This window comes from Alteromonas sp. 76-1, assembly GCF_900654235.1.
Classification (GTDB): Bacteria; Pseudomonadota; Gammaproteobacteria; order Enterobacterales; family Alteromonadaceae; genus Alteromonas; species Alteromonas naphthalenivorans.
In genome coordinates this window covers 3856304-3873109 of record NZ_LR136958.1, presented here as the reverse complement: position 1 = coordinate 3873109, position 16806 = coordinate 3856304, and the positions used below count along the sequence as shown (strand labels likewise).

Sequence of the window (16806 nt, the reverse complement as noted above, 5' to 3'; positions counted from 1 at the left end):
TAATTGGCGTTAATGCCACTACAAGAAATCAGGGTAAATCATGAGTACAGATTTTTGTTGGTTAAATAATATCACCCAAGAACAAGGGAAGATGATAATAGATTTATATAATGATACCTTAAAAACAGAACCTATCATTGGTTACCAAGAAGAAATCTCTGAACAGCGTGGAAAAGAAATCGTTGACGAACTCAATCACTCATTAGCAAAAAATAAAATAGAATTGTTCACGATATTCTCAGGGCCTGACATAATCGGTATGGCAGTACTTACTAAAAGTTCAATGCCTAATTGTGAGCATACAGCAGAAGTTTCAAAAGGCATTATTCGTTCGGATTACCAAAAACAAGGTATTATGAAACATGCCTTTTTAAATATAGCTCAGCGTGCAAAAGCCGCTGGTATAGACGTGTTAACGGTAGATGTTAGAAAAAATTCTAAGGCCCATATGCTTTGGGAGTCAATTGGATTTAAGCCTTTCGGTGAATTAAAAGATTATGCAAGAGTTGCAGGAAAATCAAATCCCGGCTTATACCTTTATACTGAAACAAACCTGTTAATTTGTCGTCTTGAGCATTTGATTCAGGGGAGGGAGAAAAACGGTACTGGGCTTTTGGACAATGAAACCTTTAAAAAACTGCTCAGAACTGAGCTCGAATCAAAGATAACAATGACACACCCTTTAATACTTGAAGTGCTTAATGGTCAACAAAATTGGCAATTGCTAAGAATGATGACTCTTCAAGGTTATCAGCTCACAAAGCACTTTCTTGATTACATTGAAACCCTTTACTATCACTGCCCAGAAGGCAAGCATAAGCGCCGATTGCTGTACAATCTATTTGAAGAAGAAACTGGCCACTTTTCGAAAACCCGAAATCACGTTAAATTAATGCAAAATTTCATTCGTGCTATCGGTGTAAGTGATGAGGATAGAGATGCTGTTGTTGCGCTGCCGAGTACACAGAAGTTGATTGATTATCGAATGGATCTTGTAAAAAATCCTATGACCTTTCATTTGGGGTGCGCAGCTGTAATGATCGCAAGTGAAGGTCAAAACCTTGAAGAAGCTGCTGGTGAGGCTCGCCACGAATTATTACCAAAAACTTATAACCTCACAGAAAAAGACCTCTATTTTTTCTCTGTGCATCAAAAAGAAGATGTTGGTCATGTTAAAGAGGGAATTAGTGTAGTTGCTGACGTTTGCACAACTGCTAGTATGCAGCAAGAAGCGTTAAAAGTGGTGCGTAAAACTTGTGACCTGTTTTACGAAATGTATGATGGAATTGCGAAAGCTTATGAAAAACAGCAAAGCTCATAAAGCCACGACTTTCTTAGTTAATAAACACGGAGTTAATTGTGAATTGGTCAACTGATAAAAGTCATCAAGTAGGTATAAGCGCGATTCATTTTGAAGGTGGTAATCGGGTTGAAGACATTGAATCAATAACCAATGCTAAAGAAAAGTTCAAGGCGGTTAGTATTCCATTAAACAAGAAATTGTTGGGCTCAAATAGTTACTTGCGTAATGACCTTTCGTTGCATGAGTTTATTACTATTCCAGCAAAGAAGACCTTGCAGGAATTTTCACAGATGAATGAACCTGTGGATATGGTAATATTTGCTTCGGCTAACTTGGCCCACATCCATCATGAGCCCAGCCTTGTTTGCCAAATGCTCAAAACGCTTAACATTGAGCAGGCCATTCCAATTGCCGTTACATTACAGGAATGTACGTCGTTATTGGCGGCAATAGATATAGCCAGGATGTATATTCAATGCCAAAGTTATAAAAATATACTCGTTATCAGTTTTGACCAAATATCGGTTGAAGATGATAGAGTTAAATCATTCGGTGTTATCAGTGACGCAGTGAGTTCGTGCATTGTAAGACATTCTACTAGTGCTCTCCATCAAATAATGTGCTACGAAAACGGATATGACATTAAAGGAGCAAATGGTAAGGATGACTTTAATTCGAGAAAACAACTCTCGCAGCGAGTTACGCAGAACGTACTTTCAAAGTCAGGCGCTACCATAAATGATATTACTAAAGTATTTACAACGAACTTTTACAAACCCGTAACTCAGTTTAGTGCAGATACATTGTCACTAAAAAAAGAGCAAGTTTACAATGGTACAGCAATGAACATGGCTCATTGTGTTTGCTCGGATCCTTTGATTAATTTTGCACATTATTTGAAAAATGAAGAAGCACACTCTGGAGCCTTGTATTTATTGCAGTCATATGCACCAGGCTTCATGGCATCAATGGTCATTAGAGCGAACTAACTGAGCTTACTTGAGCACTTCAAAATCGAATTCGCTTAAGGGAGGTTTTATGAAACTGAGGACTTTTTATAATGGATTATCTAAGAAAAACTGGCACAAAAAGTAAAAAAAAAGGTGTTCTGATAATCGGTGCAATCATGGTTGTGTCAACCTTTTTTGCATTATTCAATTTGGATTCTGCACTGCCTAAGATTAGTAAGGATACAGTTTATATTGATCATGTAAAACGTGGTGACATGCTCAGAACTGTAAGTGGCACTGGTTCACTCGTAGCTATAGATAATCGCTTCGTGCCAACTATTTCAAAGGCTCGAGTGGAAAGCATCTTAGCTCAGCCTGGAACATTAGTTGAGCCAGATACGTTGTTAATGAAACTGAGTAACCCCATGCTAAGTCAACAGTATGATGAATCAAAGTCGAGATTTTTGCTCGCTGAGGCTCAGTTGAAAGCTCTGAAAGAAAAAAATCAAAATGAGTTGTATAGCTATCAGTCTATTGTTGCATCATATAAAATGAAGCATGAGATAGCTTCGCTTCAAATGGACTCTGAAAAAAAGTTAATCGAAAATAATATTGTATCGATTTTGAGTTATAAAAAAACGAAGCTTGAGGAAGCTTTATATAGGGAACAGTTAGATATAGAAATGAAGCGACTCGAGCGATTACCGGCCGTTCATCGGTCAGAGGTTGTTGCAAAAGAAGCCGAGTTAGCTTTGTTAACTAGGCAGGTATCGTTGCAAAAAGAGTTAGTAGATGCTTTGAATGTCAGAGCCGGAATTGAAGGTATAGTACAAGAGGTAATGGTTGAGGAAGGTCAAGGTGTGGCGCAAGGGCAAATTTTGGCATTGGTCACGAAGCAAAATCAATTAAAAGCACAGTTGAAGGTAGTTGAAAGTCAAGCAAGAGAGGTCATCATTGGACAAACAGTAAAGCTAACGACTGGAAATGCATCGTTCGAAGGTCAAGTAATTAGAATTGATCCATCCGTTATCAATGGCACTGTTACAGTAGATGTAGCTTTAAATGGCGATTTACCTAAAGCATTACGGCCTAACTTAAGGATAAACGGTAGTATTGAAATTGAGCGAATCATAAGTGCTCTTTACATAGAAAAACCAATCAAAGTTGATGCTTTAGGTTTAACTAAACTTTACAAAGTCGATGAAAATGGCGTTGCGTCTTTATCTTCGGTTGAACTAGGTCGCGCTTCTAGTTCATTCATCGAGGTTATTAGAGGGCTAAATGAAGGAGAGCAAATTGTGTTATCGGATACAACGTCATGGCCAAACTCGCCAAAAATACAATTGAATTAAGGGCGTTTATAACCTAAATGGGAGAATCAAGTGAATAACAGTACCAACCTTCTTATCAAAATGGAAAATATTAATAAAATTTTCTATACCGATAAGCTAGAAACACACGCGTTGTCAGGTTTCGATTTTGAGATACATAAAGGCGATTATGTATCTATTTCTGGCCCTAGTGGATGTGGCAAGTCGACTTTGCTTTCTATACTTGGGCTATTAGATTCTCCAACCAATGGAAAATTCATCTTAAATAATTTCGATGTGTCTAATTTGTCCGTCGCTCAAAGAGCTAAAATTAGAAATCGGGAAATTGGATTTATTTTTCAGGATTTCAATCTGATTGGCGATTTAACTGTTTTTCAAAATGTTGAACTTCCACTAACCTTTCGTAACATGCCAAAAGAGGAACGTGAAGCAAATGTAATTGCTTGTTTAGCTAAGGTTGGTATGGATAAAAGAGCTGACCATTTACCTTCGCAACTTTCAGGTGGCCAACAGCAACGAGTTGCTGTAGCAAGAGCGTTAGTGGGAAAACCATCAATTTTACTTGCTGATGAACCAACTGGGAATCTAGACTCCAAAAATGGTGACGCCGTGATGCAATTGCTTGAGGAGTTGAATCAAGAAGGTGTGACTATTTGTATCGTAACGCATGATAGTAGGTATGCCGACTACGCTAAGAGAATTGTTAAGCTGTTTGACGGCAAAATAGTAGGCGACCTGGCTGAGTCAAATATTGAACTCTATCCAGATAAAACATTGGAGAACGTGTAATGGAAGCGGTAATACGAGATATTCGCTACTCGTTTAAGCGCCTATTATCAAATCCTGGCTCAAATATCGTCATCATCCTCACTTTAGCTTTTGGTATAGGCGCAAACACCGCGATTTTTTCGGCAGTTAATAGCATTCTATTCCGTGATTTACCATTTGATAGAGGTGATGACATAGTTGAATTAAGGCAAGAAGCAGTAAAAAAGGGGCTACAAAACACAGGATTCTCAGTCGCTGAAGTGAATGATTATCGCAATCAAAGTAAAGACATAGAAGATTATATAGAGTATCACTTTATGTATTTTTTTATGATGGGCCAAGAACCCGCATTGGTTCGAACAGGCGTTGTTTCTGCAAATTTCTTTGATTTCTTAGGAATCAAACCACTTTATGGAAGAAGCTTTGTGAGTCAGGATGATGGCTTAGATGCTGAGCCAGTTATCATGCTGAGTTATGACTTTTGGCAAGACCACTACAAGGGGGATGAGAATGTTATTGGGCAATTAGTCGAGATGAATGACAAAGCCAATAGAATCATTGGTATCTTGCCTCGATTCATACATTTTCCTGAATCAAATGATATATATATGCCTACAATGGGATGCCCAACGAGAGGCAGTGATGGTTTTATTGAGAATCGAAACTCAAGGATGATGAAATTATATGGGAGGAAAGGGAAACATCAGTCTTTAATCGAAGTGAATACGGAAGTAGGTACAATTGCCAGTCGAATGCACAAGGAGCATCAACAAAGTTACCCCGATGACGCAGGAATGAGAACCAGAGCTTATTCACTGAAAGAAGAGCTGACAAAAGATATAAAACCATCACTTTATATTTTAATTGCTACCACCTTGCTGGTGTTGTTGATCACTTGTACTAATGTCATTAATTTGTCCCTCGCACAACAATCGAAACGGCAAAAAGAACTCGCAATTAAGGCTGCTCTTGGATCTAGTAAATGGAATATAGTGCGGCAGTTATTATGTGAAAGCTTGATACTTTCTTTGATAGGTGGGCTATTAGGATTGCTGATTGCTTTTTATTCGCTGGACTTTTTGATTGCGTTTGTTGAACAGTTTTCACCAAGAGCTAAGGAAATTGCTATCAATAAAGATGTATTATTGTTTAACTTGGGAATATCCCTATTAACGGGCGTAATCGTTGGACTTATTCCTGCCTTAGGTAAAGAAGACATTTTAACACCACTAAAAGAAGGTGGTACGCACGCTACCATGAGCCGCCAAAAACAAAATGTTAGAAAAGGGCTTATCATTAGTCAGGTAGCGATTGCGTTTTTATTACTCTCAACTGCAGGGCTTGTGATTAAGAGTTACCTTTCTTTACAGTCCATCGATTTAGGGTTTGAAAGCGACAATATAACAGTTGCTACCATTCCTTTAAACTGGTCAAAATATGAAAATAATTCTATTCGAAACTTAACCAGGCAAATTCAGACTGATTTAAAAAATAGCAATGGGATTGAGCAAGTGGCAATCACAACAGCTTATCCTTTTGGAAATGGTCTTGGCACTTCATTAGGTAATGTAAACGTAACTTTCGATGACCGCGTGAATACGAGTCTTTCAGGTGGAGAAAGAATTAATTTTAGGACGGTGGGTGGTCAGTATTTCCAGATGCTCGATATCGAGCTTATTGCAGGACGCTTTTTCAGATCAGATGATGACGAGAATAACTTGGATGTTGCTTTGATAAGTGAATCAGTTATGCAAAAGCATTGGCCGTCAAATAGCCCAATCAATAAGCGTATTTCATTTGACCAAGGCAAATCTTGGGTAACCATAGTGGGGGTTGTTAGCGATGTTAAACAAGTGTCTCCAGATCAACCTTTTTCTGAAGAGATTTATTTGAGTTACATGCAGTTTCCAAATGGAGCGTTAAACCTAATGGTAAAATCTTCTCAAGCCCTAGATACAGTGTCTAATTTAATTAAATCAGCGGTGGCAAAGCATGATCCGGGACAACCTATTAATCAAGTGATTAGCTTAAGTGAAGCGATTTCGATGAAGGTGTCTTCACCAAAAATGGTTTCTCAGTTGTTGTCATTGTTTTCTGCGCTGGCTCTTGCTATTACTGCAATTGGTATCAGTGGACTTTTAGCTTTCTCGGTTAGCCAAAGAGTTAAAGAAATTGGGATTCGTGTCGCTCTAGGAGCTGAGCCTGCGGACATTCGTTCGATGTTCTTGAAGCAGGGAAGTATCTTAATAATGTTGGGGCTAGTTATTGGACTAGTATTGGCCGTATTTATTGGTGAATTTGTAAAATCAGTTATTTATGGCGTATCGACATTTGAACCTGTTCTGTTTGCGATTGTTGGATTTACCTTATTTATTGTTGGTATAGCTGCGTCATGGTTGCCAGCGTCAAGAGCCTGTAAATTAGATCCTAATCACGCATTAAAAAGTTAATTGACGATTGAGAATTTTTGATAACTAACTACTTTTGTTTCCCAGTTTAAAATTGTTTGGTACATCCTATCGAACTTTGAACAAAAACAATGGTGATATGTAGAGCTTAAGAATAATAATGAAGCCCGAAATTATAAAAAATCATGCACAGCTTTCAGCGGTGGCAGAAGAGTTTGCTTACTTCGCTCAGGAAAATAAGCAATTCTTAGAGCCTATCAGTTTAACGAATGCTGATATACCTAAAATGCTGCAGCATTATGAATACCCGCTTAATTCATGGCCCTGTTTTATCAATGAAGAAACTAAGCAAATACTTGATGAGTGTGTGACAGAAGTTCCAAAATTGATTTACAAAGCGCTGAAGCTTGAATTTAATCAACAACCAAAGCGTTTAGCAGAATTTTTCAATATACCTGAAATACTTGCTTCTCTATTTTTAGACGGAAAGATCGATATGGTTGAATCTGCTCAGCGAATCGATGCTATTTGGACTGAAAGTGGACTGAAAGTAATGGAAGTCAATGTCGGCTCAACCATTGGAGGTTGGCAGATACAATGGGTAGAACAGTTATATAGAAATCAAGAAGGACTTTCTTCGTTTTTTAACAAATACGAATGCTTTTCCAGAAATATCCCGCATCTCTATTTTGACTTTTTAGTAAAAAAGGTTCAGTCACTTGCTAATTTTTCTGGTGAAGTGGATATTCTTCTCGTAACAGATAGAGTCTTTTATGAGAACGAACTTGAAGACACACTCAAAGTGTTTTTTGATTCCGCTCTCGAAAAATATGGTCTACGCGGAAATTTATATGTTGAAAACAGTTACCAAGACGTCACGTTTCAATTAAACAGCGTATATTTTAAAGGTAAAAAACTCGGTGCAATTACCTCTACACATTACTTAGATGAGAACATTAAAGTACCACAAGAGCTATACCGGGCATATTTAGCAAACCAAGTATTCTGGCCAGACAATCCATATTGCATGATTATTGGAGATAAGCGCTCGCTATCTATTTTATACCAATACATAGAGCATTCAAATTTTACCCCAGACGAGCAACGCTGTATTGAAAAATATCTTCCATGGACCACTGTCATTTCAGACAAGCAGGTTGAATATAAAGGTCGGCAATATAATTTGATAGAGCTTTTGGTTAACAACAAAGACGAATTCGTTATTAAGATTGGGCAAGGTTTAAAGGGCGATGATGTTTATGTCGGCAAATTTCAAACGAATCAAGCGTGGCAAAAAATTGTCCAAAACGCTATTGCCGATAACTCGAGTTGGTTAGTACAGTCTTTTTGTGAGTCGCTAAAATATTATGGTTATGGGGATAAGGCCTTCTCCCTCTACGATGTTGTTTGGGGAATATTTGGCTATGGCAGGGATTATGGTGGCTGTTGGCTTAGATTAATGGGCGAGGAATGTGAAGATGGTGTGATAAATTCTGCACGAGGCGCGCAAGAGACAATAGTGTTTGAAGTTGAAAGTTAACTATTCTAACCCTTTGTAGGGTTAACCAAATAATTACGTATTGGTAAAGCTCAGTTATCAATAGCTGTATAGTGTAAAAATAAATTCAACATTGCTATTCAAAAAAGCGCCTCACAAAGGAGCAAACCAAAACTAGCAATGAAGTCCAATTAAAATAAAGGAGGAAGTGTGTCTAGTAGCATTTCTCATAACAATAAATTATCTTATACATGGCTTTTTGCTGTCTTGGTTGTATGCACAATAATAGTTCAAGTTCGTATGCAGCCTATCTCACCAGTAGATACTGAACAAGGCCGATTCTCAGCCGTCGAAGCAAAGGTATTATTAGATAAAGTTTTAGCTGATGAAACACCTCATCCCGTCGACTCGCCAGCCAATAGAGATGTTCAAAAGCGTATATCTGAACAGTTAACCGCTATGGGTTATGAAGTTGAAGTGCAGGATGATGTGTCTTGCAGATATTATAACCGTTACGTATGTGCTAGGGTGAGAAATTTAATTACTCACCATAAAGGTACGCATAATACAGGCACAATTTTGTTATCAGCGCACTATGATTCTGTTGCTGCTGCCCCAGGGGCTAGTGATGCAGGTTCAGCAGTTGCAGCGCTACTAGAGATAGCGCAGATGCTGAAAGAAAGTGAGCCAGCTAAAAATGATGTTATTTTTCTCTTTAACGAGGGTGAAGAAGTTGGTCTCTTGGGAGCGCATAGCTTTATTGAGCAAAACCCTCTTTTTGATGATGTCAAACTAGCAATAAATATTGAAGCACGGGGTTCAAGTGGACAAAGTATTCTGTTCGAAACAAGTAGGAACAATAGTTGGCTAATTGACTTATACAGTGAGAGTGCGAGAAGGCCAACTACCAACTCGATGTTTGATGAAATTTACAAATTTTTACCTAATAATACAGACCTTACTTTATATAATAGTGCAGATGTATTCGGTTTGAATTTTGCGTACGCAGAAAAACTACCTAACTACCATACTGCAAACGACAGTTTAGAAAAATTAGACATGGGGAGTTTGCAGCATCATGGAGACAATGTTTATGACACTCTTCTTCTGCTGATGGATTTTGATTTTTCGACGACTAAACCTGGAGATTTAGTGTTTACTGATATCTTGGGATATGGAGTTGTTAGTTGGCCAGAATCTTATTCTTTGTTCCTAGCTTTATCGTTAACAATACTTTTCACTTTTGCGGCATGGCGCATTAGGAAATTAACTCAGTTTAGCTTGGGTAGCGTGGTAAGTGGGCTGACAACTTTCGTTTTATCTTTGGTTGTCGCAGGCGCTGGTGCTTATTTGCTTAACATGATAATGATATTCATAAATGGATACACTACACCCTGGAATAGCAATCACTTAGCGAATTGGTTAGCGCTTTGGACCACGGTCTTTTTGACAACCTCAGTTGTTTACGCACTGATCGGACGCAATCGTTCTATAATAGGAAATTTTGTTGGTCTATGGTTTTCGTGGTCTATCTTAGCAATATTGACATCTTTATTCGTACCAGGCGCAAGTTTCTTATTTATTATCCCGTCACTCGTAGCCACCTTGTTGCTTTTGTGTTTTCCAGCAATTGTCAAAAAATATGAAGGGTTGGCGTTGCCATTTACGTTGTCTTTGTCTTCTATTGTGGCATTACTAGTACTACTCCCGATTGTCTTTTACATAGACATCATGCTTGGCTTTGCAGGCTTAGGCCCAGTAGTAATGGGCGTGATTTTAGGTATGGCATTTAGTTCTGTATCGCCCATAGTCATGGCTATTTCAAATATTTATCTAACTAAATCTTCCCTCGTTAGCTTGGCCATTATCAGTATAGCGACAATTGTGTGGTCGGTAGTCTCCCCTGTTTACACGAGCGAACGCCCACTGGCCATGAATGTGTACTATATACAAAATGGTGACGATGATACTGCTCGAATTGCTGTAGGCAGTAAAACTTACCCCGCATCGAATGAAGTGTATTCCGTGATGGGAGAAAACATAGAGCTAAATCAAATTTTCCCGTGGAGCAGCAACATGTTCTACACTACCTCAATTGATTCTTTGAAATTAGACGCAATAAATCTTATCCCCGTTGCACAAACATCTGCTGAAAATGCTAGGGACGTGTCTTTTAAAATCGAATCACAAACCACGTCTCAGAATATTCTGTTTTACATCCCCAAAGAAGCTCAATTACAGTCAATTTCCTATGCCGGTAAAACTCTGGACTATGTCGCAACTGGTGATGGTGAATACGATCAGTTTAACTGTATCGGTGAATCTTGCATAGGACAGGAAATAAGCTTTAAGTTTCTGGAGGATGAGCCTGTAGAAATTATCGTGGCAAAAGGTATTAGCCGTGTGCCTGAGTCACTTAGAGATATTCAAAAGGCAAGAGATAACAATGGTGTAGCTATTCATGGAGGAGATGAAAGTTACATCATTTCCAGAATCAAAATTTAGGATTTTACCGAGTAAGCAACGTGCTTACTCGGTTTTTCCTTCCATAGGTAGTAATTAAAGTGGGTAGCAAGTAGAAAAATTTTAAAGTAGGTAATGGCAACCATATTACTTTAGATGTTAACGGCTTTTTTATAGATATTTTTTATGGAAAGCGTTTTGATACTTCAAACTCAAAAAATAAGCAAAAAGCAATACATTCAACTATTCGAAGCGCGAAGGAGTGGAAAATGAAAGTAGAAATAAAGTACTCTAAAAATAATGGAGAATTAGTCCTAGAACCTCACTTTAATGAGCTTCAGGGATTTGATCTCCACATCGAGGCTGCTGCAAATATTATTCAAAGTAATAAAGAACTAGTTGCAGAGCCTATTGAAAATTTTGCTGTCCTCGATGGTCTTATAGATCATGTTGAGAGAAAGATTTTTAATGCGTCTTATGCTGACGAAGTTACATATGGCGTTCAAGGTAGCTTGGAAAATGAAGAAATTCTCAACAACGCATATTGTGCCTGGGAGACTGCATTAGAAGAGATTTTTGTCGACAAGATACACAGTGGTCAAGTTAAGAGTTTTCGAGATTACCCTTTAAATACACGATTTCAACGGTTACTCCAACGCGAGACATCAATGCTGAAGGGTGAAAAAATTTCCAAAGCTTTATTTATCGGCTCAGGCCCGCTGCCCATTAGTGCGATTTGGTTGCACAATTATTTAGGTATTGATATTGATTGTATAGATGTTTGTGAGCACGCCATTAATTGCTCTAAAGTTCTATTAGATATGTTTGATCTAAAGTACAAAATTAATGTCATACATCAACCTAACCCTCAATATGATGTATCAGAATACGACGTCATCATTATTGCATTGCTAGCTAAACCCAAGGATGAAATACTAAATAATATTTTCAATACGATGTCCGATGCTTGCGAAGTTATTTGCAGAACATCATTCGGATTACGTAAGGTGATATACGAACCAGCAGTTGCCTCTAAATACATGTTAGATAAGTTCGATATTCACGATGTAAAGGTAGCTGACGGAAATAGCGACGATACAATATCTTCTATGTTACTTAAAAAAACGCGCACTTCGACATAAGTTCAAATGACACTTTATTGATTACGAGAGAACAGCAAGTGAAACTGACAACCAATCAGCAGGATATTCTTTTAGAAGGCAAGATATATGGCAATACTGTTAATAATATAGGAGGCTATCAAAAGTATTTAAATGCAGTTGATGCTGACTTATTTAATGCAGCAAGAAATTATGTCGTTGAATCTAATGACTCTATTGGTTTAAGCATTGAGGAAGAGCACGGAGAGATGAGAGGCGCATTAAAAAACGTCCAATTGCCTTCCATGCTGATCTATGATTTCTCAGATTATGTGAATGCTCATGAAATTTCTCTTGAATCCATAAATACTTTATTCAAAAATCCGTTCACTGTTGTAAATAGTACTTTGTTTGAAGATGCATTGATAAAAATATCCCCCAATGAGTATTGGTATTATGCGAAAGCTCACCACGTCATAATGGATGGATGGGGTTTTACCCTACTGATGGAGAGAATTCTTCACACCTATAACGAGCGTATTCAAATCCATGACCAAGCACCCTATCCATCTTTCACTAGTTATATCGAAACATCAAAAAACTACCATTTGAGTAACAAGTATGAAAAAGATTTATCGTTTTGGTTGGATAGTTTTGCTGAAGTGGCAGAGTTACCTTTTACTGGAAAATATGAGTTAGCCCAAAGCAGTGAGATGAGCTTGAGCAATCGAGTGACCAATTCATTTGCTTATAGTGAATTCGAACAAATTGTAGAAAAAGCTTCTCAGTATGGTGTGAGTTTTGTAACCGTTTTTTATACGGCACTTTATTTGTATTTTACCCGTGTATATAACTTATCTAGTTTAGTTATTGGCACCCCAGTCCATAATCGCAGAAATAGACTTGAAAAGAATACTATTGGGTCATTCGTTAATGTGAATGCCATAAACATTAAATGTGTTGCAAATGATTGCGTGTCGTCAATGATGTCGGAAATCGCAATTTTGCAGAGAAAGAGTCAACGTCACAGTCAATTTCCCTTAGGTGATGTTGTGCGTAATTTGAAACAAGAAGGAAAATTAACGCAACCTAGACTCTTTGATATTCACTTTAATTATCAAAAATTAGATTTTAAATTAACGATAGACAATGAGCATGTAGAAACTCATTTTTTAAGCCATTCTCATGAACAGTTACCTTTATCTTTTGTGTTGTGTGATTACGGACCAGAGCAAGATGTAAAACTTCATCTCGATTTTAACTTGAATTACTTTTGGGATAAGCAAGCAGAAGAGTTGTTGGAAAACATCATAGCTATTGTAAGACAACTCATAAGTGAAGATTGTAATACATTAGCGCTTTGCGATGTGGAACTGGTAAATCAAAGTCGATTTCAAATAACCAATACGAGTAAAGTTGTTTCGACTTTTGACTCGATTCAACAGTCTACTTTTGTATCACTATTCAATGAACAAGTGAAGAATACACCAAGTGCTATTGCCGTTTCGTGTGGTACTGAGCAGCTGACCTATCGAGACTTATCAGAGAAAACAAATCAACTTGCCAAGCATTTATTAGCTAAGGGAGTAGAAGCAGAACAGTTCGTTGGCGTATTTTTTGACCGATCAATTGATATGTTAGTGTCGGTTATTGCTATTTTAAAAGCGGGGGGGGCGTATGTCCCTATTGACCCTAGTTATCCTGCAAATCGAATTAGTTACATACTTAAAGATACCCGTTGCCAGCATGTATTAACTCACTCTACGTTAGTAAATGCTCTTCCATATGCTATTAAAAACATTGTTGTGATTGATGAAGTTGATAAGGCCGATGGGTTAGAAATAAACGACAATCAAGATTTTACTTTAATAAACGCTTATCAACTTGCTTATATTATTTATACTTCTGGCTCGACAGGTAACCCCAAAGGAGTGATGATCGAGCATAAAAATATGATGTCTCTCATTTCATGGGCGAGAAAGCACTTCACAACAGAAGAATTAAGTCGCGTACTAGCTTCAACATCTATTTGCTTTGATTTGTCGGTTTTTGAAATGTTTGTACCATTGAGTGTTGGTGGCGAAGTAGTCATTGTTGACGATATTCTCAGTCTTAAAGGATATTCTGGTAAAGCACTTACCTTGATAAATACTGTACCATCGGCAATCAAAAGTCTTCTTAGACTCAATGCGTTACCATCAAATTTGTTGTGTGTGAACCTAGCTGGAGAGCTATTGAAACAATCTATAGTTGACGAGCTGTATCAAATTGGAATTCCTAAGGTATATGATTTATATGGGCCATCAGAAGATACAACTTATAGTACGTGTGCATTGAGAAAAGCAGGAGGAAACAATACGATTGGTCTGCCAATCAGTGGTACTCTAGCTTACGTTGTCAACCCAGTAACAAACTCTCTGGTACCTGTTGGTGTTCAAGGCGAGCTGTGGCTAGGTGGGCTAGGAGTTGCTCGTGGCTACTTAAATCGAAGTGAGTTAACCGCTGAAAAGTATCTCAACAACCCTTGGGGAGAAAGTAAAGTATATAAGACAGGTGACCTAGTCAAAGTTAACCAATCGGGAGAATTAGAATATCTAGGGCGAACAGACTCCCAATGTAAAGTGAGAGGCTTTAGGGTTGAGCCAGGTGAAATTGAAATACACATTAATGCGTTGGATTTTGTCAATGATTGTAGTGTTTATATCGCGATCGATAGTGCTGGTATTTCAAGCATAATTGCATTTTTGGTCAAAGAAGTCGAATCATCCGAAAGTGAACAGAGCTTATTGAGGCAAGTACGCGATTATCTTACTCAAAAATTACCGGCATTCATGATCCCTGATAGGTTCCATTTGATCAAAACGATACCTCTTACACTTAATGGGAAGGTAGACAAATTAGCGTTAGCCAGTATCAGCATAACAAGCAAACCTTTTGGTGTTCACAGTAACCCGATACCACCTAAACAACTAAATAAGTTTGAAATGCAGATATTGGGTTTATGGCAAGAAATCATACCAGGGCACGCTATTGATTTGACTACGGATATATATTCTATGGGCGTGAACTCACTGCAATTGATGAAATTTATTGCAAAAGTAGAAACTACTTTTGGCATTCTGGTGGATGTAAAAACGATGTATTCAAATAACAGTATTGTGAGGCAGTGTTATTACATTGAGCAGCAGATGCAAATTAATGAACTCATTGATGAGGTTACCAATGTCCCGAATGCTGAGAATTCCAACTGCCTTGTTATTTGAGCGTACTAAAGAAAATAGAGCAAACAGATGATTAAAGAAACAATAAGAAAAAATAGATTAAAACTGGTGCTTATCAGTTTGATTAGTGTCGTTTCAGGTGTTGCAAATATAGGACTACTCAGCTTAATAAATAGATATGCTCAAACAACGGGTAACTTAACTCATTCAGTTTTAATCTATACAGGGGCTTTGGTATTCATGGTCTCGGTAGGCTTTCTGTCTCAAATACTTTTATCTAGATTAAGCGGAAAAGTATTTTATGAAATTCGCGAAAAAATGGTTAAGCAGATCTCTTCGCTTAACTATCAGCAATTACAGAAATTAGGAGACGATAAGCTATATACAGCGCTAACAACGGATATCGCAGCAATACATGATTTAATTATTTTGTTACCCAATTATATATTTAACGCTACAATTGTTTTCTCTGGTTTGGTTTATCTTGGCATTTTATCTATAAATTTATTCCTAATCTTCACCATGTTTCTTATCATTGCGTTAGTGATTTCAAAATTCTCGATAGTCAATAGGGGTGAAATCCAATTTAGAAAAAAAAGAATTATTCAAGACGAACTTTTTAAGTGCTATAAGAGCATTATAGATGGATATAAAGAGCTGAATTTCAATAAAGCTAGAAAAAGTGAATTTCTAGGCAATCGCTTAAGTCAGCATGCCAAAGAGTATCGTGATACTACCATTAAAGCTGAATTATTTTGGAATTTGGCTAATAACTGGAACAACGGTGTTGTTTTTATTGGTATAGGCGCTCTTATCTTTATTTCTACAGCCTCTGCAGTTGCTACCGCTACTCTAATGATGCACTTCATCGTGGTAATTTTATATATGATTGGCCCGATAACTGTTTTGATGAATTCATTTCAAAGTATTTACAATGCAAAAGTTAGCGTAGAAAAGGTTGCAAGCCTGCAACTAGATGTTAATGGTATTGAGAGTTCTGAGTATCATCATGAATCAACCGCTAAGTGTATTGAAAAGATAGAATATGATGCAGTTGAATTTTCATATTCAAAAACTGAGTTTGAATCTTCCGCATTTTCTGTTGGGCCAATTTCACTATCTGTTAGCAAAGGAGAGATGATCTTTTTGGTAGGGGGAAATGGCTCAGGAAAAACTACGATTGCAAAAGTACTTTCTGGTTTGTTTTATCCTACGGCTGGCGAGATTAGGGTAAATGGCAAGGCAATTACTAAACAATCGTTAAGTAAATTCTATGATTATTTCTCTACTATTTTTCAAGATTATTATTTATTCGAAGAAATTATTAATAAATCTGGAGCAGCTATTGATACGGCAGAAGTTGAACAGATGCTGACGAAGTTAGGTCTCTTTGGAAAAGTTGAAATAAAAGATGGTCGCTTACTAACGACTAAACTTTCTTACGGTCAACGAAAACGGTTGGCACTTCTACTAGCTTACTTCGAAGATTCAGAGATCTATATTTTTGATGAATGGGCAGCGGATCAAGATCCAGAGTTTAGAGAGTTTTTCTATCGCGAATTCTTAATGGACTTAAAAGATAGAGGCAAAACGATATTTGTCATTAGTCATGATGAGAGGTATTTCGACTGTGCAGATAGGGTTGTCAAATTTGAGCGGGGCACAATACACTCGATTGTTGATGGTTGTACTTTAAGAAATAACCAGTCTTCAGTTGTAGAGGTATAGTCATGACAACGCCGCAAAACGCTATTCTATGTATCG

General features: G+C 37.5%; 10 protein-coding genes. All 10 read left to right on the top strand.

The features are described 5' to 3' along the window. Window positions 1-40: 40 nt before the first annotated feature. The 10 genes from ALT761_RS16465 to ALT761_RS16420 all read left to right on the top strand — a co-directional run bounded on the left by ALT761_RS16465 (window position 41) and on the right by ALT761_RS16420 (window position 16770). Complete coding sequence (locus ALT761_RS16465) at window positions 41-1321, top strand: GNAT family N-acetyltransferase (protein ID WP_129740014.1); 1281 nt, start codon at window positions 41-43, stop codon at window positions 1319-1321. Window positions 1322-1359: 38 nt separating this feature from the next. After that, window positions 1360-2292, top strand: a complete 933-nt coding sequence (locus tag ALT761_RS16460) for a 3-oxoacyl-[acyl-carrier-protein] synthase III C-terminal domain-containing protein (protein ID WP_129740013.1) — start codon at window positions 1360-1362, stop codon at window positions 2290-2292. Window positions 2293-2363: 71 nt separating this feature from the next. Then, window positions 2364-3605, top strand: coding sequence for an efflux RND transporter periplasmic adaptor subunit (locus tag ALT761_RS16455; RefSeq protein WP_129740012.1), 1242 nt, complete (start codon window positions 2364-2366; stop codon window positions 3603-3605). A 60-nt stretch (window positions 3606-3665) separates the two neighbouring features. Then, window positions 3666-4373: an ABC transporter ATP-binding protein gene (locus ALT761_RS16450; protein ID WP_129740681.1), complete on the top strand. Its 708-nt coding sequence runs from the start codon at window positions 3666-3668 to the stop codon at window positions 4371-4373. Beyond that, the gene (locus ALT761_RS16445; protein WP_129740011.1) at window positions 4373-6802 is read left to right on the top strand and encodes an ABC transporter permease; all 2430 of its coding nucleotides are present in this window, start codon (window positions 4373-4375) and stop codon (window positions 6800-6802) included. The genes ALT761_RS16450 and ALT761_RS16445 overlap by 1 nt, the downstream gene beginning before the upstream one ends. Before the next feature lie 118 nt (window positions 6803-6920). Beyond that, a complete protein-coding gene (locus ALT761_RS16440) occupies window positions 6921-8300 on the top strand; it encodes a hypothetical protein (protein WP_129740010.1) in 1380 nt (459 codons plus the stop codon). A 168-nt stretch (window positions 8301-8468) separates the two neighbouring features. Next, window positions 8469-10763 carry a M20/M25/M40 family metallo-hydrolase gene (locus ALT761_RS16435; protein WP_129740009.1) on the top strand — a complete coding sequence of 765 codons (2295 nt, stop codon included), beginning with the start codon at window positions 8469-8471 and terminating at the stop codon, window positions 10761-10763. A gap of 227 nt (window positions 10764-10990) precedes the next feature. Then, window positions 10991-11863: a nicotianamine synthase family protein gene (locus tag ALT761_RS16430; protein WP_129740008.1), complete on the top strand. Its 873-nt coding sequence runs from the start codon at window positions 10991-10993 to the stop codon at window positions 11861-11863. Window positions 11864-11901: 38 nt separating this feature from the next. Next, window positions 11902-15084: a non-ribosomal peptide synthetase gene (locus tag ALT761_RS16425; protein WP_129740007.1), complete on the top strand. Its 3183-nt coding sequence runs from the start codon at window positions 11902-11904 to the stop codon at window positions 15082-15084. Between the two features lie 27 nt (window positions 15085-15111). After that, window positions 15112-16770 carry a cyclic peptide export ABC transporter gene (locus tag ALT761_RS16420; protein ID WP_129740006.1) on the top strand — a complete coding sequence of 553 codons (1659 nt, stop codon included), beginning with the start codon at window positions 15112-15114 and terminating at the stop codon, window positions 16768-16770. Window positions 16771-16806 lie beyond the last annotated feature (36 nt).